Annotated in this window: 17 protein-coding genes and 1 tRNA gene; 9 read left to right on the forward strand and 9 right to left on the reverse strand. The window is 35.9% G+C overall.

The window, feature by feature from the left end; translation table 11 throughout:
• Window positions 1-215 precede the first annotated feature (215 nt).
• The 5 genes from AC07UM_RS07560 to AC07UM_RS07580 all read right to left on the reverse strand — a co-directional run bounded on the left by AC07UM_RS07560 (window position 216) and on the right by AC07UM_RS07580 (window position 3,560).
• Window positions 216-602, reverse strand: coding sequence for a hypothetical protein (locus AC07UM_RS07560; protein WP_494681917.1), 387 nt, complete (start codon window positions 600-602; stop codon window positions 216-218).
• Between the two features lie 51 nt (window positions 603-653).
• Window positions 654-1,820, reverse strand: a complete 1,167-nt coding sequence (locus AC07UM_RS07565) for a hypothetical protein (RefSeq protein ID WP_494681918.1) — start codon at window positions 1,818-1,820, stop codon at window positions 654-656.
• A gap of 89 nt (window positions 1,821-1,909) precedes the next feature.
• Window positions 1,910-2,293: a hypothetical protein gene (locus AC07UM_RS07570; protein ID WP_494681919.1), complete on the reverse strand. Its 384-nt coding sequence runs from the start codon at window positions 2,291-2,293 to the stop codon at window positions 1,910-1,912.
• A gap of 168 nt (window positions 2,294-2,461) precedes the next feature.
• Complete coding sequence (locus tag AC07UM_RS07575) at window positions 2,462-2,848, reverse strand: acyl-CoA thioesterase (protein WP_494681920.1); 387 nt, start codon at window positions 2,846-2,848, stop codon at window positions 2,462-2,464.
• Between the two features lie 139 nt (window positions 2,849-2,987).
• Window positions 2,988-3,560, reverse strand: coding sequence for an OmpH/Skp family outer membrane protein (locus AC07UM_RS07580; protein ID WP_124534611.1), 573 nt, complete (start codon window positions 3,558-3,560; stop codon window positions 2,988-2,990).
• A gap of 300 nt (window positions 3,561-3,860) precedes the next feature.
• Here AC07UM_RS07580 and AC07UM_RS07585 point away from each other — a divergent pair, with 300 nt between their 5' ends.
• Window positions 3,861-4,151, forward strand: a complete 291-nt coding sequence (locus tag AC07UM_RS07585) for a hypothetical protein (protein ID WP_494681921.1) — start codon at window positions 3,861-3,863, stop codon at window positions 4,149-4,151.
• A 110-nt stretch (window positions 4,152-4,261) separates the two neighbouring features.
• On the opposite strand, the gene aceA is transcribed toward AC07UM_RS07585, so the two are convergent.
• Together aceA and aceB are read right to left on the reverse strand one after the other, a co-directional pair.
• Complete coding sequence (aceA, locus tag AC07UM_RS07590; protein WP_494681922.1) at window positions 4,262-5,542, reverse strand: isocitrate lyase; 1,281 nt, start codon at window positions 5,540-5,542, stop codon at window positions 4,262-4,264.
• 114 nt (window positions 5,543-5,656) lie between these two features.
• Window positions 5,657-7,231: a malate synthase A gene (gene aceB / locus AC07UM_RS07595; RefSeq protein ID WP_494681923.1), complete on the reverse strand. Its 1,575-nt coding sequence runs from the start codon at window positions 7,229-7,231 to the stop codon at window positions 5,657-5,659.
• Window positions 7,232-7,358: 127 nt separating this feature from the next.
• Between aceB and AC07UM_RS07600 the strand changes: the two genes are divergently transcribed.
• The 3 genes from AC07UM_RS07600 (at window position 7,359) to AC07UM_RS07610 (ending at window position 10,530) form a co-directional block, all read left to right on the forward strand.
• A complete protein-coding gene (locus tag AC07UM_RS07600; RefSeq protein WP_494681924.1) occupies window positions 7,359-8,840 on the forward strand; it encodes a helix-turn-helix domain-containing protein in 1,482 nt (493 codons plus the stop codon).
• Between the two features lie 171 nt (window positions 8,841-9,011).
• Entirely contained in the window at window positions 9,012-9,665 is a 654-nt protein-coding gene (locus AC07UM_RS07605; RefSeq protein ID WP_494681925.1) for a ComF family protein, read from the forward strand.
• 178 nt (window positions 9,666-9,843) lie between these two features.
• Window positions 9,844-10,530: an alpha/beta fold hydrolase gene (locus AC07UM_RS07610; RefSeq protein ID WP_494681926.1), complete on the forward strand. Its 687-nt coding sequence runs from the start codon at window positions 9,844-9,846 to the stop codon at window positions 10,528-10,530.
• 1 nt (window position 10,531) lies between these two features.
• Here AC07UM_RS07610 and upp read toward each other — a convergent pair whose 3' ends face one another.
• Window positions 10,532-11,182, reverse strand: a complete 651-nt coding sequence (upp, locus tag AC07UM_RS07615; protein ID WP_103234442.1) for a uracil phosphoribosyltransferase — start codon at window positions 11,180-11,182, stop codon at window positions 10,532-10,534.
• Between the two features lie 145 nt (window positions 11,183-11,327).
• Here upp and AC07UM_RS07620 point away from each other — a divergent pair, with 145 nt between their 5' ends.
• Complete coding sequence (locus tag AC07UM_RS07620) at window positions 11,328-15,251, forward strand: Pls/PosA family non-ribosomal peptide synthetase (protein WP_494685253.1); 3,924 nt, start codon at window positions 11,328-11,330, stop codon at window positions 15,249-15,251.
• Between the two features lie 170 nt (window positions 15,252-15,421).
• Entirely contained in the window at window positions 15,422-15,904 is a 483-nt protein-coding gene (locus AC07UM_RS07625) for a GNAT family N-acetyltransferase (protein WP_494681928.1), read from the forward strand.
• A 92-nt stretch (window positions 15,905-15,996) separates the two neighbouring features.
• Here AC07UM_RS07625 and der read toward each other — a convergent pair whose 3' ends face one another.
• Window positions 15,997-17,307, reverse strand: a complete 1,311-nt coding sequence (der, locus tag AC07UM_RS07630) for a ribosome biogenesis GTPase Der (protein ID WP_103234439.1) — start codon at window positions 17,305-17,307, stop codon at window positions 15,997-15,999.
• Between the two features lie 372 nt (window positions 17,308-17,679).
• On the opposite strand from der, the gene AC07UM_RS07635 reads away from it, so the two are divergent.
• From AC07UM_RS07635 to AC07UM_RS07645, 3 genes are all read left to right on the forward strand, one after another.
• Window positions 17,680-17,750 (forward strand) — tRNA-Gln (locus AC07UM_RS07635).
• 312 nt (window positions 17,751-18,062) lie between these two features.
• On the forward strand, window positions 18,063-19,700 hold the full coding sequence (locus AC07UM_RS07640; protein WP_494681929.1) for a T9SS type A sorting domain-containing protein: 1,638 nt from the start codon (window positions 18,063-18,065) through the stop codon (window positions 19,698-19,700).
• Between the two features lie 6 nt (window positions 19,701-19,706).
• Window positions 19,707-23,351 carry a DUF5977 domain-containing protein gene (locus tag AC07UM_RS07645; RefSeq protein ID WP_494681930.1) on the forward strand — a complete coding sequence of 1,215 codons (3,645 nt, stop codon included), beginning with the start codon at window positions 19,707-19,709 and terminating at the stop codon, window positions 23,349-23,351.
• Window position 23,352: the final 1 nt, after the last annotated feature.

Genomic DNA, 23,352 nt, shown 5'->3' on the forward strand with positions numbered 1-23,352 from the left:
CCTACTTATTTTTCACTTTAATTGGGATGATTATTGACTTCAACTCTCTTACTATTTTTTGCTTCTCCAACATAAATAAAGACCCATTTTTAATTAATTTTCAATGTTACATTATTATCCTGGGATCCATCAACGTTGATTACTTTGTAAGATAGAATGAACAAGAGATTCAGCAAACGCTTATTCATAATTGTTGGTCTTATTATGTTAATCTATTATTTTCCGGGACTTAATTCATCTGTCTCAAACCCCAGTTCATTCAAATAGATGAGTCCGTCTTGTATTGCCATTGGATTTATACCAGACCATCCGTTTTTTATGCCCTGCAAAATAAGCTGTCTTATGTATTTGGGTTCATTAAGATTTATTTCATCCTCAGAATCAGTTATTTTATTTTTTAGTTTAATCCCTGATTTTAAAGGCTGTCCGATGATATAATAATGAACAGTCATAAATTCAATAATCAAAGGCGTTTTTTTCTGGCCGCTTAAAAAAACTTTCAATGTCAAAGTATTGGTATCTGTCTCAAAATGAAATTGATCTGTAACGATGTACAGATATTCCTTATTATCAATGACTATTTTTCTTAATTTATTTTTCATTTCGTGGTTTTCTGCCTGTATATTTCAAATCCACTTATAACGTTACAGATATTATCTAATCGTTTTTTCAAATCTGTTAATAATTTTGTACTCCTTATCTTTAATGACAATATCATAGTTTCCTTTATCAAGGATTAAAAAACGATTGTCCTTAGGGGCATTGATTTCAATGATGTCGGCGGGAATACCTTTTTGATCCAACTCACCTTTTCTGTATGCCAAAACCAAAACCGGATAGCTTGGAAGTTTAGAGACTGGAATCTTATATAACTTCCGATTTTTAGTCAACATCCAATCTGGTCTGCCTTTGATATATTTTGTGATAGGATGAATGATTTTAATATCGGTAAACAATTCTTTGTCTTCACCGTTATAGATTATCTGATTTTCATCTTTTAAAACAACAGGAACTGTATTGTTTATCAATCTCAAAAGGGGTTCATTATATTTCAGGTTGCTTTTTTCTGAGAATTGAGTTTGATCGATGGTAAACGGATTGATACCCGTTAAATCTGAAAACCTTCCCGCCATGGTTTTTTCCCACGATTTATGAATACCTTCGTAAGCGTGCTGATAGCCACAATAGATCAGGTATTTCCCTTCTTTGTTTTTCTGCATATAATCGGAGATATTTTTTGCTTCTCCAATTTCCCTTTCTTTATTATTGCCTTCGGCTTCGTATGGAAAAAGCTTAAATCCAATTTTCAAAGCATTGTAAATAAAATTTCCGAATTCTGGTTCCTGAGAATAATATCCGCTGTTGAGGGTAGCAAATTTTGTTATATGTAAAGAATCGCCTGCTAATGTTTCGAGCCCTAAATATCTATATCCTCTGTCATATAATCCCTGCAGTAAGGAAGACGCAAAGGTTCTGTGACTGGCATTATGATGAGCTTCATTGATAATGATCACCTTTTCATGGCCTGCTTTTTCTAAAATATAGTCTTGGGCATTGACCGGAATAAGTTTTGTAAATTTCAAACTATCCGCAGTACTCAGCTTTTTCACTCTCCCGAAAGTGGTATCCCAACTTTCCAATGCAGATTTATATTGTCCGCTTATTGAATAGTATGTTGCCCCCATCTGGCTTTTCCAGGATTGACTTTGGCTAGGATCTGCCACTTTTTTTTTAATATCATCCGAAAACCAGTAAGGGTTTTCCTGACTATAGCCTGCCATACTGATCGACAGCAAAGCCAGTGAATAAAAGAGTTTCATGTATATTTAGTTTTTTAGTTGATAATTACCATCCGGTAAGCTACAAATTTAGAGCCAACAACATAAGAAGCAAGGCTCAATGCATTTCTTTATAATTTGTTGAGGAATTTTGACTTATTTACGGTTACTTTATTCTTTAAAGCCTTATAGATATGATATTGATCAATATTGTTCTGGGTAATTAAAATAGCCTCATCACTATTCTCAATGACGATTTTAGAATACCCCAAATCCGATGAAAAAGCGTTTGAATCCCAGGAATAATATAATTCTACTTCTTTAATTTTACTGAAATCAATGATTCTTTCTGTTCTTTTCTCTTTGTTAAATACTATAATCTGTTTTTCCAACGTATTGAGTATAATCTCTTCTTTTAAGTTTTGCAGATAATATTTCTTTCTCACTAAAGCAGTCCCTAAAAAAAGATAAGTAAGAGAAGAAAACAGAAAGATTGCTATAACTATTAAAAACACTTTTGATAATTGTAGATCATTCCACTCCAGAATAAATTTTCGCAAAATCATAATAGATATAAAAACAGTAAAAATCAGGTAAAAATATCCAAATATCAGATTACCCAAGATTTTATTTTTATTATACTCAAATTCCATTTTCCTAGATTAATATTCAACTATTTCTGTTTAAAAAAATTTCTCCAGCCAGTCGCTCTCCAGGCGTTTAATCTTCTTGGTTTCCGGATCAAACAGAATCCAAAGGGTGCTTGAGTCTACCACCAGTTCATCATTGCAGTAGAATTCTACTTTTCTTGGCTGTTTGGCTCCTTCAGGATTCATGGGATAGGTTCTTACCGTGATGATATCATTCAGATAAACCTGTTTTTTGTATTGTATATGGTGATCCAGAAGCATCCACGCATCATTCACAAATTCAGTTTGATGTTTTAGAAGATCCCAATGTTCTGCTGCTATTTCTTCCACCCAATGTACATATTGTACATTATTCACATGATTGTTCTGATCTATATGCTCTTCTGTTACTTTTATCTGTTTTTCGTACATTAAATTCATTCTCCTGAAAGTTTACTCAAATTTATCATTTTAAAATAAAATTCTCTTACTCCTGTAGAAACAAATCCTCCATTTTATTGCATAAAAAAACGGAATCAGAGATCTGATTCCGTTTACAATATTTAGTATATTGAAATTCTTATTTAGATTTTCCAGCAGGTTTAGCAGCTGTTGTTGTTCCTCCTAATTTAGTTTTCACAATACTTGTGATATCCTCACTTCCGTCAGTGTAAAGAAGATTATTAGATTCCTGTGCTGCTGTATCAAATACATAGCTCAGGCTTCTTTCTTTTGCTACAGCATAAATAGCATCTCTTACTTTCTTCTGCAGCGGGCTAAGCAATTCATTTTGTTTAGCAGAAATATCTTTAGCAGCCTGTGCTCTGGTTTCTTCTATTTTTTTACCTAAAGCCTGTAATTCTGTTTGCGCTGCAATCAGTTCTTTAGTTACAGCTTCTTTGTTGGCTTCACTCAGTGTTTTTTCTTTATCCTGAGCCGTTTTCAGCTTGGTCTGATAATCATTAATCAGCTTCTCAATCTCTGTCTGCTTGCTCTTAGTCAGATTATCAATGGTAGTTCCTATAGTTTTCACTTCAGATAAACTTGCAAAAACCTCCTCTGTGTTTACACTTCCAACCTTCTGTTGAGCATTTGCGATATTTGCAGTAAGTGTTAATCCTAATGTAATAAAAAGTACTTTAATTAAATTCATGTTTAATAATATTTTTCCGTCCCCAAATATAATTCAAATTTCAATTACTTATGATGTGATATTTATTCCTTATTGTTTTGAAGTTTAAATGAATTAAAAACAGTTTTAAACAAAGAACAATCTCCCCATAAAAGAGAAGGTTTAACATCAAAAAAATATAGAAAAATAACTAATGGAATTGTGCAGTTTCTGTAGAATCCCCCATCGATACAGCAGCAGCAAGATATTTATCATAAGCAGAATACTTCTACTATATAAGTTGAAAACTCTGCATATATTTGATTGGTACTATATCAACTTATGGAAAAACAAAATACAGGCACCCCATTGGAATATTCTGATTCAAAATATTTTGTTTATTTTGAAGTATATCCTTCTGAAATAAGTAAACTGAGAAAAATTATTCTGCAAATTGAGGGTGAGGACACATTTATGCTGGAACAGGAATTCGGAATAACTTGTAAAATTAATTATCAGGCAATTCCTGAAATTGTTCGTGAGCTTTCTGTTCATAATATTGCTGTTTATGGAGTTTTGTCGAGCAGTTTATTGGAAAGAAGTAAAAGCTACTCAATAGACAATCTATCTTAAATAGAATGAATTATCTGACTAAACAAAATAACCTTCTTTATCATTAAACCCTTTCTCAAAAAAATTAAGAAAGGGTTTTAATTAACATCAAAAAAATAGGAAAAAAATGACTAATGGAATTGTGCAGTTTCTGTAGAATCTTTCATCGCTACAGTGGCTGAAGAACCATTGGTAACAATATTCTGTATTTCATCAAAATATCCCGTTCCTACAAAAGACTGGTGCTTCACCGCCCGGAATCCTTTTTGCTGTAAAGCAAACTCACGCTCCTGCAGTTCTGAATATCCTGCCATTCCTCTTTCTTTATAGGCTAAAGCCAATTCAAACATCGCTGTATTCAAAGCATGGAATCCTGCCAGCGTAATAAACTGGAATTTATATCCCATTTTAGCCAGCTCTTCTCTGAAAGTAGACATTTCCTCTACGCTCAGCCTCGCTGCCCAGTTGAATGAAGGGGAACAGTTATACGCAAGCATTTTACCAGGGAATTTTGCATGAATTCCTTCTGCAAATTTTCTTGCCTGTTCCAGATCAGGATTTGAGGTTTCCATCCAGATCAGGTCTGCATATGGTGCATACGACAAACCTCTGTCAATTCCCTGTTCTACACCGTTTCTTACCACATAAAATCCTTCAGCAGTTCGTTCTCCTGTTACAAACTTCTTATCCCGATCATCAATATCTGATGTCAGAAGGTCTGCAGCATCTGCATCTGTTCTTGCAATAATAAGACTCGGAACACCCAATACATCGGCGGCCAGACGTGCTGCAATCAATTTATTAATAGCTTCCTGCGTTGGTACCAATACTTTTCCACCTAGATGTCCACACTTTTTTGCAGAAGAAAGCTGATCTTCAAAGTGTACAGCAGCTGCTCCTGCTTCAATCATTTGCTTCATCAGTTCAAAAGCATTCAGATTACCTCCAAAACCTGCTTCTGCATCTGCAATAATTGGCACCAGATATTCTTTATTCCCAGCTCCGCTTACAGACTGTACCTGATCTGCTCTCAGTAAAGCATTATTAATTTTCTTTACCACAGAAGGCACTGAATTGGCAGGATACAACGACTGATCCGGGTACATTTCTCCTGATAAGTTAGCATCTGCAGCCACCTGCCATCCTGAAAGATAAATAGCTTCCAGTCCGGCATCTACCTCCTGCACCGCCTGATTGCCTGTGAGTGCACCAAGGCCTGCTACATAATCCTGGTTATTTAATTTATCCCAGAATTTTTTGGACATTTCTGTAGCAATGGTATACTCTATTGTATACGAACCACGAAGTTTTAAAACTTCTTCTGCTGCATATGGTCTTTTAATACCATTCCAGCGTGGGTTTGTCAGCCAATCTTGCTCTATAGCCTGGATTTGTTCTTGTCTTGTTTTCATAATATTTGGATTTTGTTAGATTAGGGTTTCGGGGTATGAGACTTGAGATTAGAGTACGGGATGTGAGGTTTAACCTTTCAGACACTCCCACTCTCCCATTCTCTCACTCTCAACCTAAATAAAAGGATAGGCTTTAAGGGTTAGAAATTCTTCAAAGTTTACAGAGAAAATCAATTCATTGAAAAGTTCTTTGGCAAGGTTAAATTTTCCGTTTTTGAAGCGGGCTTCTCCTACATATGTTTCAATATTGTCCATTTCTTCTTTTTCCCACTGCAAAATCATATTGCGGGTTAATGTTCTGTCATCACTTAGCACTGCTTCATTTTTCAGCCATTGCCAGATCTGTGTTCTTGAGATCTCTGCAGTAGCGGCATCTTCCATCAGATTATAAATGGCGGCAGCACCAGTTCCCATCAGCCAGCTTTCAAGGTAAAGGATTCCTACATTGATGTTTTTTCTGACTCCTTTTTCGGTAATATCTCCTTTTGGAATTTCCAGCAGGTCACTTTCCTTTATATGATATTCGAATTTTTTATCAATTTGATTTTTTAAAGGCATGTACTCGTCAAAAACTTCTTTAGCCACAGCTACTAATGCAGGATGTGCCACCCAGGTTCCGTCATGACCGTTTTTTACTTCACGTTCTTTATCATTTCGTACTTTTTCAAAAGCTTTGTTATTGGCCTCTTCATCATCTTTTACCGGGATTTGAGCGGCCATTCCACCGATAGCATGTACATTTCTTTTATGACATATTTCGATGACTCTTTTTGAATAAGCACTCATAAAAGGGGATGTCATCGTTACCTGATCTCTGTCCGGAACGATAAATTCCGTGAGATTTCTGAATTTTTTGATGTAGGAAAAAATATAATCCCATCTGCCACAGTTGAGTCCGGCACTATGTTCTTTTAATTCAAATAAAATTTCATCAATTTGAAATGAAGCCGTAATGGTTTCTATTAAAACAGTAGCCTTAATGGTTCCTTCCTGAATCCCCAGATAGTTTTGGGCAAAAACAAAAACTTCATTCCACCAGCGGGCTTCTTTAAAATGTTCGAGTTTCGGAAGGTAAAAATAGGGACCACTCCCTTTTTCTAAAAGCTGCTTTGCATTTCTGAAGAAATAAATTCCAAAATCAATCAACGAGCCGGAAGATTTTTCTCCATTGATTTCTACATGTTTTTCCGGAAGATGCAGGCCCCTTGGCCGAATCTGCAAAACGGCCGTCTTATTATTAAGCGTATAAGTTTTTCCTTTTTCGTTGACAAAGTCAATAGTCCGGTTAATCGCATCAGAAAGATTAATTTGTCCCTCAATACAGTTTTCCCATACCGGCGAACTGCTGTCTTCAAAGTCTGCCATGAATGTAGAAGCTCCTGAATTCAAAGCATTGATAATCATTTTACGGTCAACAGGTCCGGTAATTTCCACTCTCCTATCCAGCAAATCTTCAGGCAGCGGTGCGCATATCCAATTTCCATTTCGGACCGCTTCAGTTTCTTTCAAAAACTCAGGAAGATTTCCTGCATCAAATTTCTGCTGTATTTTTTTTCTTTCTTCTAAAAGTTCAAGTCTTTGATGATTGAAATTCTGATGAAGGGCAATCAGAAAATCTACCAAGTCTGGAGTAAAAACTGCTTCAAACTGTTTCTGTGCCTTTATTTTCATTTGAGTCTTGGTTTCCATAACATATTGATTTTGTGATTTGATAGTACAAACATATATAAAAACTTTCATAAAATAGCGAACGTTCGCTAAATTTATTTAAAATTTATTATGCGAATAATCGCATCTAATTATTTATATTTGAGTAATGAATTCAGAAAGTGACTTTATCAAAACAGTTTTCGGACTAAAACTGAAACAGCAGAGACAAAAGAAAAACTGGTCTCTGCAGGATCTTGCCGTAAAGACAGGTTTGTCAAAATCTTACCTTAATGAAATTGAGAACGGAAAAAAATATCCCAAGCATGATAAGATCATTCAGCTTTCTGAAGCTCTGAACTGTACTTTTGACGATCTTGTTTCTACTAAGCTTGATAAAAGTCTTGCTCCTTTTAATGAAATACTACAGTCGGATTTCTTCAAAGAAGTTCCGCTGGAGCTTTTTGGGATTAATAAGAACAACCTCATCAGCATTATCAGTGATGCTCCCAAAAAGGTAACCGCTTTCATCAATGCGCTGATCGAAATCTCCCAGAATTATAATCTTGGAAAGGAAAGGTTTTATTTTGCGGTATTAAGATCATTCCAGGAATTGTATGACAATTATTTCCCTGAAATTGAAGAAAAAGTGACTCTGTTCACCAAAGAAAATCAGTTACAAATCGGAAAAAATTTAAAGTCTGACATTCTAGAAAAGATTCTTACAGAAAAGTTCAGCTACACCATTCAATCTGAAGATTTTGAAAAATATGGGACTCTGGATAATCTTCGTTCCCTTTTTATTCCTGAGAAAAAATTATTACTGCTGAATCAAAAATTAGAAAAAGATCAGAAAACTTTTATTCTCGCTAAAGAAATCGGATTCAATGTACTGGAATTAAAAATCCGTCCCAATACCTACTCATGGCTAGACTTTGGAAGTTTTGAAGAGATTCTGAATAACTTTTATGCTTCGTATTTTGCGGGTGCTTTATTAATTTCAAAAGAACCCGTCATTGAAAAAGCTTCAGAATTTTTTCAGCAAAATACATGGGAACCAGCAAACTTCGAAAATCTTATCAACAGCTTTACCCATTCCCCTGAAACTTTTTATTACCGGCTTACCAATATTCTTTCGGCTGAAATGGGAATTAAAGATTTGTTTTATTTATGCCTGGTAAAAAAGAAAAACTCAGATAAAATCCAGATTTTAAAAGAACTGCATCTGAACCATCAGCAGGCTCCTCATGCCAACGCAACCAACGAACATTACTGCAGAAGATGGATTGCAGTAAAAAATATTGATTATTTAAAAGAAAATGAAACCCTTACGGATGCTCAGATTTCGCATTACAAAGATCAGGGAATAAGCTATCTTGTGATCTCCACTTCACAGAAAAACCCTTTTTCGGATGGAAGCAACAGAAGCTACTGTCTTGGTATTTTGCTGAATTCACAAACGATCAAGAAAATAAGTTTTATAAAATCTCCTTCTTTAAAAACCATTAACGTAGGAGTTACCTGTGAATCCTGCAGTATTGCTGATTGTGAAGTAAGACAAGCACCACCGGTAAGGCTGGAAAAGGAACATTTTAACCTAAGTATGAAAAGTTCTGTTGAGAAGATCAGGAAGAGGTTTGAAGGTCTTTAAAAGTGAATGGTGAATTGTCAATCTGCTTCGCTTGTGAACTTATGCATGTTTCGGGATATGTGATTCGGGGTTGTAAATAATCTATTGGTTATTTTTTAATCTATAACTTACCTATTGGCTTTGCGAAGCAAAAATTGACAATTATTTTTATATCTTAGTAAAAACACATTCATGATATTAGATTTATTATTTCCCAATCGTTGTGTTCACTGCAACACAATCATCGGTTCTGAACTTTTGGTATGTGATCTTTGTTTTAGCCAGATTCATTTTACACATTATGATTATTTTGAAAATAATCCGATTAAAGAAAAATGCAGACTACTTTTCCCTGTTCAGAATACCTTTGCTTTAATACAGTTTGAAGAGGAAAGCCTAAGCCGGAAGATGATTCATGAACTGAAATACAGAAGCCGGAAAAAAATAGGAAAGATTCTTGCAGAGTGGACTACTGAACGGTTAGATTTTAAGAACGAAAAGCCTGACCTTCTGGTAAGTGTGCCCCTTCATCCCAGGAAATTGAAAGAACGGGGCTACAATCAGCTTCATCTATTCACAGAGATTCTATCTGAATTTTATAAAATCCCTTTTGATCATCACTTAATCAAGAGAAACCATTATTCAAAGGCACAAGCATTAAAGGATAAGAAACACAGACTGGAAGCTGTCAATACATTTTCCGTTACTCAGCCTGTTACCGAAAAGCATATTCTTTTGATTGATGATGTTTTTACCACAGGAAATACGGTTTCATCTATTGCATGGGAGATTTTAAATGCAGGCAATAATAAGGTAAGTGTGTTGGTAATGGCGCTGGATGTATGATGTGAAGTGCGAGATGCCACGGGGTATGGGTTTCGTGGTTCGTGGTGGGATTGTATTCAAAAACATTCTCAAACTCTAGAACCCTCAGACTCTCAAACCCTCCCACACTCTTACACTCATATCCAATCTATTTTCCCTATTCAATTCTTTTTCCTAATTTTCCGGAAACTAAACCACTATGCCCAATCTGATTTTACTACACGGAGCTCTAGGTCACAGCGATATTTTCACGCCTTATCTAAGCACACTGTCACAATATTTTACTGTACATACTCCTTTATTTTCAGGACACGGAAATGTGGAAATTCCTGCAGAAGGCATAAATATTGAAAAGTATACTCAGGAATTATCTGAATATTGTGAAGCGAATAATTTGACAGATGTTTCCATCTTCGGACACAGTATGGGAGGTTATGCTGCGCTTTGCTATGCTATGAAAATGCCTGAAAATGTAAATTCTGTTGTAACACTGGGAACCAAGTTTGACTGGACTGAAGAACAGGCTTTAAAAGAAAGCAAGATGCTTAATCCTGATGTTATTCTTGAAAAAATTCCGCAGTATGCTCAACTTTTAGAATCTCAACATGGATCAAAATGGAAGCAACTTCTTCCGGCTATTGCTGATTTAATGATTGATTTAGGTAAAAACCCTCCTTTAGAAAATAACCTCACGGCTATTAATGTTCCTGTTCAAATCATGGTAGGGGACAAAGATAATATGGTAACTATAGAAGAAAGTACAAGAGTTTACAAAAGTCTTCCTAATGCAAAATTGGCCGTACTTCCGGATACAAAGCATCCCATGGATAAAGTACGACCTAATTTATTTTTGAACTTAATAAAAGATTTCTGGAATCTTTCTTAAATTATCTTTGAAGTTTTTCTCCGTAGCTAAGATCTCCGGCATCTCCCAGTCCAGGTGTAATATAACCTTTGGACGTTAATTGCTCGTCGATAGCTCCTACCCAGATGTGAGCTTCAGGATAGGCATTCTGAATAGTTTCAACCCCTTGTCTTGATGCAATGGCTGCCACAATATGAAGCTGAGTTGGATTTCCATTGGTCAGCAAATCTTTAATCGCTTCAATTAAAGAAGCACCAGTTGCCAACATAGGATCTGCTACGATCAAAGGTCTCCCTTCGATACTTGGGCACGTAAGATAATCCTGTTTGATTGAGAAATAATCGTTAGCATCATGTTTTCTGTACGCTGCTACAAAACCACAGTCTGCTCTGTCCAGATAGTTCAGTATCCCTTCAAACAACGGCACCCCTGCTCGCAAAATAGTTGTAATAACCGGCTGTACAGCAATTTCTCTGCTTTTTATTGTATCTAAGGGCGTTTGAATTTCAACATCTTTATACTCCAGTCCTTTACTGATTTCAAAAGCGGCAATCTCTCCGATTCTTTCCATATTCCTTCTGAATCTCATTCGGTCATGCTGAATATCAACGTTTCGAAGTTCGTTGATCCATTCGTTGACAAGAGAAAAGTTTTGCGATAAAATAGTAAGCATGAAAATTTTATTTTTTTTTAATTTCAGTTAATTGATATTAATTCTTGCAAAATTACAACTAAAAAACGAATTGAAAGATTGAGCCTGAGGAGAAATCAAGTATATTTATCAAAATATTCCCTCCATATTATATTGTAATTTTTAAATGATGAAAAGCCTTATTTTAGGAAAGATCAGCCCAGAGTTTATCAAAGAAGAAACTCTGCCTGAATTATTGGTTCCCACCTTTAAAAAATATAAAGATAAAACAGCCTTTATATTTAAAGATAAAAAATTATCCTATGCTGAACTAGACAGCTGGAGCAATGCAATAGCCCTTCAGCTGCAAGATCAGGGAGTACAACCCGGTGATCGTGTAGGAGTATGGTATCCCAGAAGTCTTGAACTTCCTGTAGCTATACTTGGAATTTTGAAAGCTGGTGCCTCATACATTCCTTTAGACCGGGAAATGCCAGAGGATAGAATAAAAAAAGTTTTTACAGACATCAATGTTAAGACTTATTTTTCTGATACTGATGCTCATATTCACTGTAAGCCTTTAGAAATTATTCCTCAGCCTCCCAACCCTGTTCCTTTAACTGTTTCGGATTACACCCCGGACAATTGGGCCTATGTATTATTCACTTCCGGAAGTACCGGAAATCCTAAAGGAATTCCCATTTCGCACCGGAATATCTGTCATCTGATCCGTTCTGAACAGGATTTTATAGGAATAAACGATACAGATATTGTGTATCAGGGGTTCTCCGTATCTTTTGATATGTGGTGCGAGGAAGTATGGATCAGCCTCTTTGCTGGGGCTACTATATGGATTGCTGATGCCACTACTGTAAAAGCGATAGATGAGCTCAGCGATATTTTAACCCAAAATAAAATCACGGTGCTTCATGCAGTTCCAAGTATTTTAGCCATTATTGATGAAGTTCCTGCCATCAGACTGATCAATACGGGAGGTGAAGCCTGTACAAAACAGGTACAGGAAAAATGGGCTAAATCTTACAGAGCATTTATCAATAGCTATGGGCCTACGGAAACAACGGTTTCCTCCAACATGGCTCAACTGAATCGTCAACAAGAGTTGACAATAGGACCGCCTCTTCCCAATTATCATGTTGCCGTGATTGACGAAAATATGAATATCGTGGCGCGTGGTGAGCGCGGCGAAATGGTTATTTCCGGCCCCGGGGTAAGTAATGGTTATTTTAATCTTCCTGAACTCACCGAACAGAAATTTTTATCTAATCCATTTCCGGAAGAACTTCCGGGAGACAAAATTTACAAAACCGGAGATGCTGTTATTATACGCGAAGATGGCTTCATCGATTTCCAGGGAAGAATAGATGATCAGATCAAATTACGAGGCTACAGAATTGAGCTTGGTGAAATAGAATCCCGGCTGAACCAGCTTCGTGATGTTTCTTCCGCTGCCGTAGCTGTAAAAGAAGATTCCAATGAACAGGGACAGCTTGTGGGATACGCTGTGATGAACAATGAGTCTTCTTTTGATGAAAATGAAATGCGGAAAGAACTTGCCAAGTTCCTGGCTCCTTATATGGTTCCGATTTCTATTGTTCTGCTAAAAGAAATGCCGAGAATGCCCAGTGGTAAAATCGACAGAAAACGACTTCCTATCCCCGAAAGTTTCACCAGTCATGAGAAAAACGAAGACATCAACATTGATTCTGAAGCTCCTGTAGAGGAAAGGCTTATTCAAACTCTGAAATGGGTATTCCCAGGAAAAGAAATTAACCTGAGTCAGGATTTTTTTACTGATCTGGGTGGACATTCCCTGCTGGCAGCTACCTTAGTTTCCCACCTTCGTCAAAAGGCGGGAATTCCTACAGCTTCATTAAAGGAAATCTATGAGAACCGCCCTTTGTCCGCTTATTCTGAATGTCTCAAAAACAAACATGCTCAGGCTGCATCTCATCAGGAGCCTTTTCACAGGGTTTCAACGTTTCAGTATATTGCCTGTAATATTGCCCAGACGATCAGCTTACTGGTTGTATTCGCCTTATTAAGTATTCAGATCTTTTTCCCTTATTTAAGTTATTATTATTTTCAGATTAATGGATATGGGCTGCATTATGCTTTATTGAGTGCCTTTTTACTGTATACGTTGATTCCACCAGTATATTCCATCATTATCGTTCTTACCAAATGGCTGGTGATAGGAAAAATAAAAGAAGGAGATTATCCGCTTTGGGGCTGGTATTATTTCAGATGGTGGCTATGGAAAACAATTAAAAGACTAATGCCTTCTGAATTTATTGTAGAAACTCCTTTATATCCGAAATACTTAAAGTTACTGGGTGTAAAAGTACATCCAAGTGCCCAATTGAGCCTGCTTCCTATCTCCGCAGAAGATCTTGTAACGATCGATGAAAATGTGAATACCAGCTCCGGCTGTAGTATTGATAATGCTTCTGTTGAAAATGGTATTCTAAGAATAAGAAAAGTACATATTAAAGCGCATGCTTACCTTGGTTCTTCTGTTATTGTGTGTGGAGATACCGTTATTGAGGAATTTGGAGAGCTTCAGGATTTAAGCTGCCTTAATGAAGGTGGAAGAATTGGATTTGGAGAAGTCTGGAACGGGAGTCCTGCTGAAAAAGTAAGAGTGAAATCAGGTGAAGAAGTTGAAGTTCCAAAACTGGCATCAGCAAGAAAGAGAAATCGGTTTGCATTGATGTATGCATGCTCGCTATTTTTCTTTCCTCTTCTTATTGTTTTGCCTTTAGCTCCTACTCTTTATACCTTATATTATCTGGATGACCGTTCAGCCGATTATAATTTTTATTATTTATGGCAGGCTCCGATACTTTCTACCGTGTATATTTTATTGTTTATTGGAGTGGTCAGTATACTGACCAGAATTTTACAATTCAATATGAAACCGGGAATCTACCCCGTGTACAGTTTTATGTATTATAAAAAATGGATAAAGGATCAGATTTTCAACCTGTCTCTTATTATAGTACATCCACTTTTTGCCTCCATTTATATCAGTAAATTTTACAGAATGATGGGCGCCAAAGTAGGGAAAAATGCAGAAATATCGACTGCCAGCGATGTTTCTCACCATCTTCTAGAAATTGGAGAAGGTTCCTTTATTGCAGATGCTGTGATTCTTGGAGAACATGATGTAAGAAATGAAAAATTAATTTTATCAAAAACAACCATAGGAAGCAACAGCTTTGTAGGAAACAGCGGATTGATTCCGCAGGGATATGAGCTTGGAAATAATATGCTGATTGGCGTTCTGAGTAAAGCTCCTTCTGAAGAACAGCTGAGAAATTCTACTGAGAAAGACTGGTTCGGATCTCCTCCGATAGGTCTTCCTTCCCGACAAAAGTCTGAGGTCTTCCAGGATAATCTCACTTACAATCCACCATTCCGCCTAAAGCTTGCAAGGGCTATTGTAGAAGGAATCAGGATTATTCTTCCACAAACTGTGGTCATCATTTGCAGTGTATTATTCATTGCGTATACCAGTACTTATCTGGAAGGGAAAATTCATTATCTTCTTTTACTGGCTCCGTTTTATTATTTGGGTATTGTTGCGCTACCTTCATTTTTCTTCACGGTATTGCTGAAGTGGGTATTGGTCGGAAAGTATAAGAAAACCGAAATGCCTATGTACAGTATGAAAGTTTGGTTGAGCGAAGGAATCACTACCATTTATGAGGCACTTCCTGTACAGTTTTTTCTTGATTTTCTGCGGGGTACATTCTGGCTGCCATTCTTTATGAGGTTTCTTGGAGTAAAAATCGGGAAAAGAGTATGGCTTAATACGACTGACATTACAGAATTTGATATGGTATCTATCGGAGATGAAACAATGCTGAACGAAGACTGCGGTCCTCAAACCCATCTTTTTGAAGACAGAATCATGAAAATAGGGAGTGTAAAAGTTGGAAGCCAGACAACGATCAATTCAAGAACAATTATTTTATATGATAGTGAGATTGGAAATAATGTCAACATAGATCCTCTTTCTCTGGTTATGAAAGGAGAAGTTCTTTCCGATAACACATCGTGGTATGGAAGTCCGTTGAGAGGAAAGTAATTATGCAGGAAGATGGAGGGCGGATGATGGAAGTGATTAAAATTCAGAAAAGGAATACATATCTTTCCAATTAAAATTGTTTTACATATCAATAACAAGGATTATATTATTGCACAATAGAAACCTCCAACTCCCCTCTTCCAGCTTCCAACAAATAAAAAAACATCATTATGAATTATTTCATCAGAAAAATAAAAATCAATGAAAACCTTCCTATTGTAGATGAATTGGTAGGAGAGCTTCATCTCTCGGAAAAAACAATGAATGATAAAACTGCCGACTGGAACCAGATCCGGGAAAGTTATCTCCGTTTTATGTCAGAATGTGAGGAAGAAAATGAGGGCACTTTTCTTATTGCAGAAATTGATGGAAAAGCTATAGGCTTTCTTTTTGGATATATTGAAGAGAGAGACGACAGTAATTTCGAACTTGGAGAGGGAGATAATTTATATGTTTCTGAAGGATATGTGAAAAAAGAGTTTAGGAAGCAGGGAATCTACTCTGCTCTCAATAAAGCATTTGAAAAAGAATATGAAGGCTATAAAATCCGGAAAATATACCGTTATACGCTTTGTACCAATGATACGATGCAAAGCTGGCTTTCTTCCCAAGGTTACCAGCCTGTAAGATTGGTCTATGAAAAATGGATGTAAACTAGAAAAGAAATTATTCTCCTATAAAGTTAGGGTAAAATAAGAAATCCGGTAAGCAAGCTTACCGGATTTCTTTGTGAACATTGTTCTTATTATTTTTGTCTGAAATATACTTCAATCGGAACTCCGGTAAACCCGAATTCTTTTCTCAGCTGATTTTCAGTAAATCTTTTATACGGTTCCTTCACATACTGAGGAAGGTTACAGAAAAATACAAACTGCGGTGACGGCGTAGGAAGCTGAACGCAATATTTGATTTTAATATATTTTCCTTTCAATGCTGGTGGTGGTGTCTGTTCGAAGATCGGAAGCATTACTTCATTCAATTTTGAAGTTTTGATCTTCTTCTTACGGTCTTCATACACCTCCATTGCCAGTTCTACAGCTTTTAAGATTCTCTGCTTCGTTAAAGCTGAAACGAACAAGATTGGAATATCCTGGAACTGACCGATTTTATCTTTGATTGATTTTTCGAAATCACGTATCGTATTGGTCTGCTTGTCTTCGATCAAATCCCATTTATTAACAAGGATTACAATTCCTTTTCTGTTTTTCTGAGCCAATCCGAAGATGTTCATATCCTGAGACTCCCATCCTTGTGTAGCATCCACCATAATGATAACTACGTCAGAATATTCGATAGAACGGATAGATCTCATTACAGAATAGAATTCTAAGTCTTCATTTACTTTAGACTTTCTTCTCATCCCTGCTGTATCTACCAATACAAACTCATGCCCGAATTTATTGTATAAAGTCTGGATACTGTCTCTTGTAGTTCCTGCAATATCGGTTACAATATTTCTTTCAACATCCAATAAAGCATTGGTCATGGTTGATTTCCCTACGTTAGGGCGACCTGCAATCGTAATTTTAGGCAATCCTTCAAAAGGGTCTTTGTATTCTGTAGTCGGGAAATCTTTAACAATATCATCTAACAGATCTCCTGTTCCTGAACCGGTAGCAGAAGAAAGTGTATAATATTTATCTATTCCTAGCTGATAAAATTCTGTTGCTGGAAGTTCTTCTTTAGAAGAATCTACTTTGTTAATAACGATATAAATCGGTTTGTTGGATCTTCTAAGAAGTCTGTAAATTTCGTAATCTGTATCAGTAAGCCCTTCTTCCACATTCATCATAAAGATAATAGAAGTTGCTTCATCAATCGCTAATTGTACCTGCTTACGGATTTCTTCTTCGAAGATATCATCTGTACCTACATCATAACCTCCTGTATCAATTACAGTAAAGTCTACTCCATTCCAGTCAGATTTTCCGTAGTGACGGTCTCTGGTAACACCGGCTGTAGAATCTACAATGGCTTCTCTTCTTTCTAATAAACGGTTAAAAAGCGTGGATTTTCCTACGTTGGGACGCCCAACGATTGCTACAATATTTGACATAAAAAATGTTTAATAATCCTTTTGCTATGCTCAGGATATGTTATTAATGGGTTACTCCAACTTTTGGAGCCCAATTTTTTGCAAAGATAAGATTTTATTATTTAACTATAGTTTTAAGAACATTAGCTGTGAAAAGACTCTCAAAGCAACTATACAAGGGATAATCTATGAGAATATTTTAAATTAAAATTTGATAAACAATATCCACAACTCTGCTATTTTACCATGAAAGTATGTTTTTTAATTTTTTTATCAAAAAAATAATGATTTGGCAATCAATAAGTAAAGCAATTACTCCTCTATTATGTTAATTAATCTTTAATTTTGATTTTCATATTTAAAATAAATTCTATAATTTCGCAGCATAGAAACAGACCTATAGTGTAACGGTAGCACTCCGGTTTTTGGTACCGTCAGTCGGGGTTCGAATCCCTGTGGGTCTACAAACCATCCTTTTTTAAGGATGGTTTTTGTTTGTTGTACACTATCTATTCTTCTTCACTTTTACTATTAATTAAAACAAATTAGCCACAAAAGTTTTTCTCTCCAACTTTTGTGATTGCCTCATTAAAAATACAATATTCCTTCATTCTCCAGAACATTTTTAAAAACAAATTCGGCGAAAAAACAAGACACTAAAAGGTGACAAAACTCATGTTAATCCGCAATAATAAGAGCTTTAAACCTTGTTAAAAACAGTTAAATTCGCGGAGGTTTATAAAAACTAATACTAACTCAAAAACAATAACGCGGGAATGAAAAAGTTCTATCTCAGTGCGCTAACCTTATGCGCTGTTCTGAGTACATCTGCCCAAGAAGTGTTGTGGCAAAAAGACATCAAATCCTCTACCCAGGATTTTCTAAGTCAGGTCACTACAACAATTGATCAGCAATACCTTATCACTGGAAGCAGCATTCAGGTTAAAAGCCAATCACAAGCAGCCAATCTTCAAAAACAAAACAACGGTTATGATTTTCACCTTGTAAAACTGAATCAGCAGGGAGAAGAAGTCTGGGAAAAATATTTTTCCGGACAAAACCATGATTATTTATCAGCTACAGTCACTACTCAAGATGGTGGATTTTTATTAGCAGGAACATCTTATTCTGGAAAAGGTTTAGACAAAAAAGACGATTCTAAGGGAGGGGCTGATATCTGGTTAATCAGAATCAATGAATTCGGAGATGAATTATGGCAAAAAACATTGGGAAGCTCTTCAGATGAAGAAGCTAGGTCGGTGATTCAAACTACAGATCTAGGTTTTTTTATCGCTGGAAACATTCAAAACTATTCAAAAGGGTACGGTTCCAAGGATGTCTTCATCACAAGATTAGACAAAAACGGAAAGGAGCTTTCTCAGTTAATTTTAGGAGGAAGAGGTCTGGACGAAATCGAAAAAATGACTCCAACAAAGGATGGAGGAGCATTACTGGGAATTTACTCAAGAAGTGGAACAACTGCCACAAGTAATAAACAATCATCAAAGAGCAATACCTCTACTAATGATCCAAAGTCTGGTACTCAATCTTCATTACCCATTACTCATTATTTAAAACAATCTGAAAATTCCGGAGAGGGTGACTACTGGATTGTAAAGCTGGATAAAAACGGCAAAGTAGAATGGGAAAAGAATTTTGGTGGAAAAGAAGATGATCATATCAGAGCTCTGGCTTTAACTTCAAGTGGTTATATCATTGGTGGTGAATCCAGATCGGAAAGATCAGGAAATAAAACGGTAGGCATAGAAGAAGGAACAGATCTTTGGTTGATCTCCTTGAATGAAAGAGGTGATGAACAGTGGCAAAAGTCTTACAACTTCAAAAACAGAGATATTCTGATGGGACTAAGCGTCCTTCATTCAGCTGATGATAAGTCTTCAAAAGGAGTTCTGTTGGGTGGTTACACTCAGGCTGAAAAAAGAGTAGAAAAGGATGACGAAACCTTCTGGATAATGTATCTAGACTTGAATGGTAATGAACAGTGGAGAAAACATGTCACTGGGGAATCCAGACAAAAAGAAGAAAGACTTTCAGATTTAAAATTGAATAGAGATGGCTCTATTATTTTGGCTGGAACCAGCGCAACAAAGCTAGGAGAAGAGAACTGGAAAATTGTGAAACTAGGAGACAAACAGGTTGGTCAACTGATAGAGAAATATGATATCAAAATCTATCCGAATCCTGTATCTGATTATGCTTATGTAGAAATCGGATTTGATTTTAAAGATGCTGATATTATGTTATATGATATGAGCGGAAGACAGATTCAGAGTATAAAAACAAAGAACAAAGTCACCAAGATCAATACACAGGCTTTAATACAAGGGGCCTATCTTATCACCATCAAAACGGATACAAATAAAACAGCAAATGCTAAGCTGATTAAAAAATAATAACTAATGAATAAATTTAGATTTTATTTGACAGGTATCTTTATGATATTATGTCAAATAATACATGCACAGGGTAAGACCTTAGAAGATTATAGCCTGGGTAAAAAGGTAAATGTCTCAAACAACTATAATGTAGGAAAACTTAATCTTTCTATTCCGCTATACAATATTGATCTGGGTAATCTGTTTCTTCAAGGAAGCGTAGATTACCTTCAGGAAATACCTAAAACAGAACCAGGAATGGTGGGATTTAATTGGAATTACAATATGTTCGGTAAAATCACCGTAGCTTATAAAAAACCAGGAGATCTTCATGAACCAAGATTTTTAGGAGCCAATATGAGTTCAGGATTCTATTCAGCATCCAAAAATAACTGTCTTGTTTCAGGGCCTGGAACTGTATCAAAAAAACAGCTTCTTACCAATCCGAATACCAATACATCGTTCTACACCTATGAGCCGAATACATTCTACTTCGACTTTATGGGGTATAGCGGATACATGGTTTTTGATAATGTAGGAAAATTTCTTGTATATTCTGAAAATGGAAACTTAACAGCATCTTATAATGGTGAAAAGTGTCATAACATTTTCCAACCGATCAATAGTTTCCCCGAAATTGTCATGAAAGATGATAAGGGTAATGAATTCTATTTTGGAGGAGATTACAATTCAAGTGATGTATACTATAGCAAATCAAAATATACTTATAATTCGTGGAGAGATGATGGTTTTTTCACTTATGTAACTGATTTTTATACCAACAGACAAGTCAACTACATTTCAGCATTATATTTAAAGAAGGTTAAGCTTCCCAACGGAAGAATTATAGAGGCTTTTTATAAAAACAGTAATAAAAGCATTTTAGACCCGTTTACTAATGGAGGTGAATATTTAAAAGGTGATTATCCATCCGGAATTCCTTCCAATTCTGTCTTATTAAATAATAATATATTCTTAGGAAACGGAAACGGAAATGACTTCAATAACAATAGCAGCTCTTCTACCAACAACGGTCCATATGATACATCTTCAACGATGTCTTCTACTAATGTAAACATTTACCAAAAACTAGCTATTTTAGATTCAATCCGAGTGTCTGATTATGGTTCTTTAACATTCGATTATATTCAGGCGGGCAATACATTTACAAAACCTTTTCTGAAAAATATCGAATTAAAAAGTTTTAAGAAAAATGTAAAAAAAATTGATTTCAATTATACAGGGAAATCTCTTGAATCAATCATTAACAATAATGAAACTTATAGTTTCAATTATTATGACGGAAGTAACGGATATCAAACAGATCCATCGGGAATTCAGTATTATGCCGGATTTGGAGGAATGTTAAAAAGTATAATTTATCCGACAAGAGGAAAGGAAGAGTTCGTCTATGAGCAGAATGATGTTTCTAAAATGAACTATTTCCTACGCACCAGCCTTGGTTCAGAAGGAAATTCTTTGGTAGATAAAGAATCCCGCATAGATGGACAGAGGCTGAAGACAGTTATTACATATGACAACATGAACCAGGCCATTGGCGTAAAAAAATACGAATATTTAAATGATGCCGGTAAATCTTCAGGTATATTAACCTATAAAGATCAGACAAGTTCCTTTGTAGAGAATTTCAATTGGTTTGGTGAGGGAGCTCCTACGCTTGTAAGTAAAAGTCGTGGATATTATGATGATCATGTAAGATATAGTCAGGTTACAGAAGAAATCACCGGAAAGGAAAGAAATGTATTTTATTTTACAGATCTTGTTTCCAATCCTGATTCTCTGGCAAATAAAGTATACAGCAGCAATGGATTACCTAATGCAGCTCAGATTGTCCAGTCAAAATTGCCTTTGAAAATAAATAAAAATAATGAGAGGGGAAAACTATATAAGATGGCTAAACATGATGCCAATATGTTTGCAGTATCAACACAAACCATTAAGTATACCAATTTCTTAAATAATGTAAATCCGGTTAACGAGATCTCCAACACATGTACCACCTGCAAAATATCCGATGATAAATATTACGTAGAAGCTAAAGCCAGTGTATGGGCACCCAATTCTTCAAATCCTTCACAATTGGAATATATAGGATATTATCAGTATCAGCCGATGCTACCATACCTGCCAATCTCAATAAAAACGACTGAACAGATTCCTGCGCAAACCATAAATGGAAATTATGTCGGCAGTAAACTTGTAGACAGCCAGAAATACATTAAATACACAAACTCATATTTATACTGGCATCCCAACCCGGTAGAGACTATTGAGTTTCTTCCATATGAATGGCCATTACCTTGGATTCAACCCGTTTACAATGGGAAAATCATCAGCAGAACTCTTTATCCACAAGATTTAGTAAGAAACAATTCTTCTTGTATTTCCGGAAACTGCCCACCGGATAATGATCAGGTAGGAGGGAAATTTTCCATCTATAAATATATGGCAGATAATGGCATTATCACCCCTATCATTAAAAGTGTGATGAATAACAATAACAAAGTTACACTTACAGAAAGTGTGTACTCAAAAGACATTACTACAAACAATATTCTAAAAATCAGCAAGCAAAGGCAATCGCTGCTTGATTCTAATTTTACGTTAGATACTCCTTCATCAGCTGCTGTGGAAGAAACAGTAAACTATCAACTATATGATAATTTAGGAAATTTAATACAATTCAAAAATGCCAACGGCATACCCACTACGATACTGTATGGATATAAACAGTCCTTGCCCATCGCAGAAATTATAGGGGTCACCTATTCACAGGTAATGCAGATATATAATCTGGATCCTGCCAGCAGTATTTCATACCTGCAGTTAGATATTGTAAAAAAATCTGATTTAGATACCAGTGAATCTGCTGAATCTAATCTAGTCACAGCTCTTGATAATTTCAGACTAAAAACCGAACTCAAAGATTTTCAAATTTCAACGTATGTTTATGATCCTCTCATTGGAATTAAAACATCTACTACTCCAAACGGAAAAAAGGAATTCTACAAGTATGATGCACTAAACCGTCCAAAGAAAATACTTGATAATGATGGAAATCCCGTAAAGGTATATGATTATAATCTTTCTCCTAAGAGATATTATAACACCTCTCTTTTAAAAACATTTTACAGGACAAATTGCGGAGCAAACTTTGAAGGAGGGCCATATAGCTATATGATACCTGATAACAAGTTCTTTTCAACCATAAGCCAAGCTGATGCAGATCAAAAGGCTCTTGATGATGCCAATGCCAACGGGCAAAATGAAGCTAATATGTATGCTACCTGTTTTCCTAAGGAAAGCTGTCCTTTTACAATGGCTAATAACTTCGTAGCCTTATCTACAGATGTTTATACCTACTATGGAAATATAGCAGTAAAGGTTAATTTCAGAAATTATCCTATTAATGCCAGCTATTGGAATAATGAAATTAAAATCGGGCAGATGGGCGGAAATTGTAAACCTTCTGTACAAAGAACAATCAGCAACTATGTAGAGCCGCCAGGAGGTTCTTTCGGTAATACACCAGCCAACAGAACATGGTCAATAAGAATTGACACTGCGGGTAATATCTATGTGAAATTGCTATCAGGATCCGTTGGAACCAACTCTGCTAATCCTTTAAAATTTGATTTTGTATTTTAAA

Source organism: Chryseobacterium sp. GW821-FHT04C04 (assembly GCF_059420365.1).

Coding starts and splice junctions, on each gene's coding strand:
- upp (WP_103234442.1), bottom strand. CDS start 11,182: ATGCTTACTATTTTATCGCAAAACTTTTCTCTTGTCAACGAATGGATC.
- AC07UM_RS07600 (WP_494681924.1), top strand. CDS start 7,359: ATGAATTCAGAAAGTGACTTTATCAAAACAGTTTTCGGACTAAAACTG.
- AC07UM_RS07560 (WP_494681917.1), bottom strand. CDS start 602: ATGAAAAATAAATTAAGAAAAATAGTCATTGATAATAAGGAATATCTG.
- aceA (WP_494681922.1), bottom strand. CDS start 5,542: ATGAAAACAAGACAAGAACAAATCCAGGCTATAGAGCAAGATTGGCTG.
- AC07UM_RS07620 (WP_494685253.1), top strand. CDS start 11,328: ATGATGAAAAGCCTTATTTTAGGAAAGATCAGCCCAGAGTTTATCAAA.
- AC07UM_RS07645 (WP_494681930.1), top strand. CDS start 19,707: ATGAATAAATTTAGATTTTATTTGACAGGTATCTTTATGATATTATGT.
- aceB (WP_494681923.1), bottom strand. CDS start 7,231: ATGGAAACCAAGACTCAAATGAAAATAAAGGCACAGAAACAGTTTGAA.
- AC07UM_RS07585 (WP_494681921.1), top strand. CDS start 3,861: ATGGAAAAACAAAATACAGGCACCCCATTGGAATATTCTGATTCAAAA.
- AC07UM_RS07575 (WP_494681920.1), bottom strand. CDS start 2,848: ATGAATTTAATGTACGAAAAACAGATAAAAGTAACAGAAGAGCATATA.
- AC07UM_RS07565 (WP_494681918.1), bottom strand. CDS start 1,820: ATGAAACTCTTTTATTCACTGGCTTTGCTGTCGATCAGTATGGCAGGC.
- AC07UM_RS07610 (WP_494681926.1), top strand. CDS start 9,844: ATGCCCAATCTGATTTTACTACACGGAGCTCTAGGTCACAGCGATATT.
- AC07UM_RS07605 (WP_494681925.1), top strand. CDS start 9,012: ATGATATTAGATTTATTATTTCCCAATCGTTGTGTTCACTGCAACACA.
- AC07UM_RS07580 (WP_124534611.1), bottom strand. CDS start 3,560: ATGAATTTAATTAAAGTACTTTTTATTACATTAGGATTAACACTTACT.
- AC07UM_RS07625 (WP_494681928.1), top strand. CDS start 15,422: ATGAATTATTTCATCAGAAAAATAAAAATCAATGAAAACCTTCCTATT.
- der (WP_103234439.1), bottom strand. CDS start 17,307: ATGTCAAATATTGTAGCAATCGTTGGGCGTCCCAACGTAGGAAAATCC.
- AC07UM_RS07640 (WP_494681929.1), top strand. CDS start 18,063: ATGAAAAAGTTCTATCTCAGTGCGCTAACCTTATGCGCTGTTCTGAGT.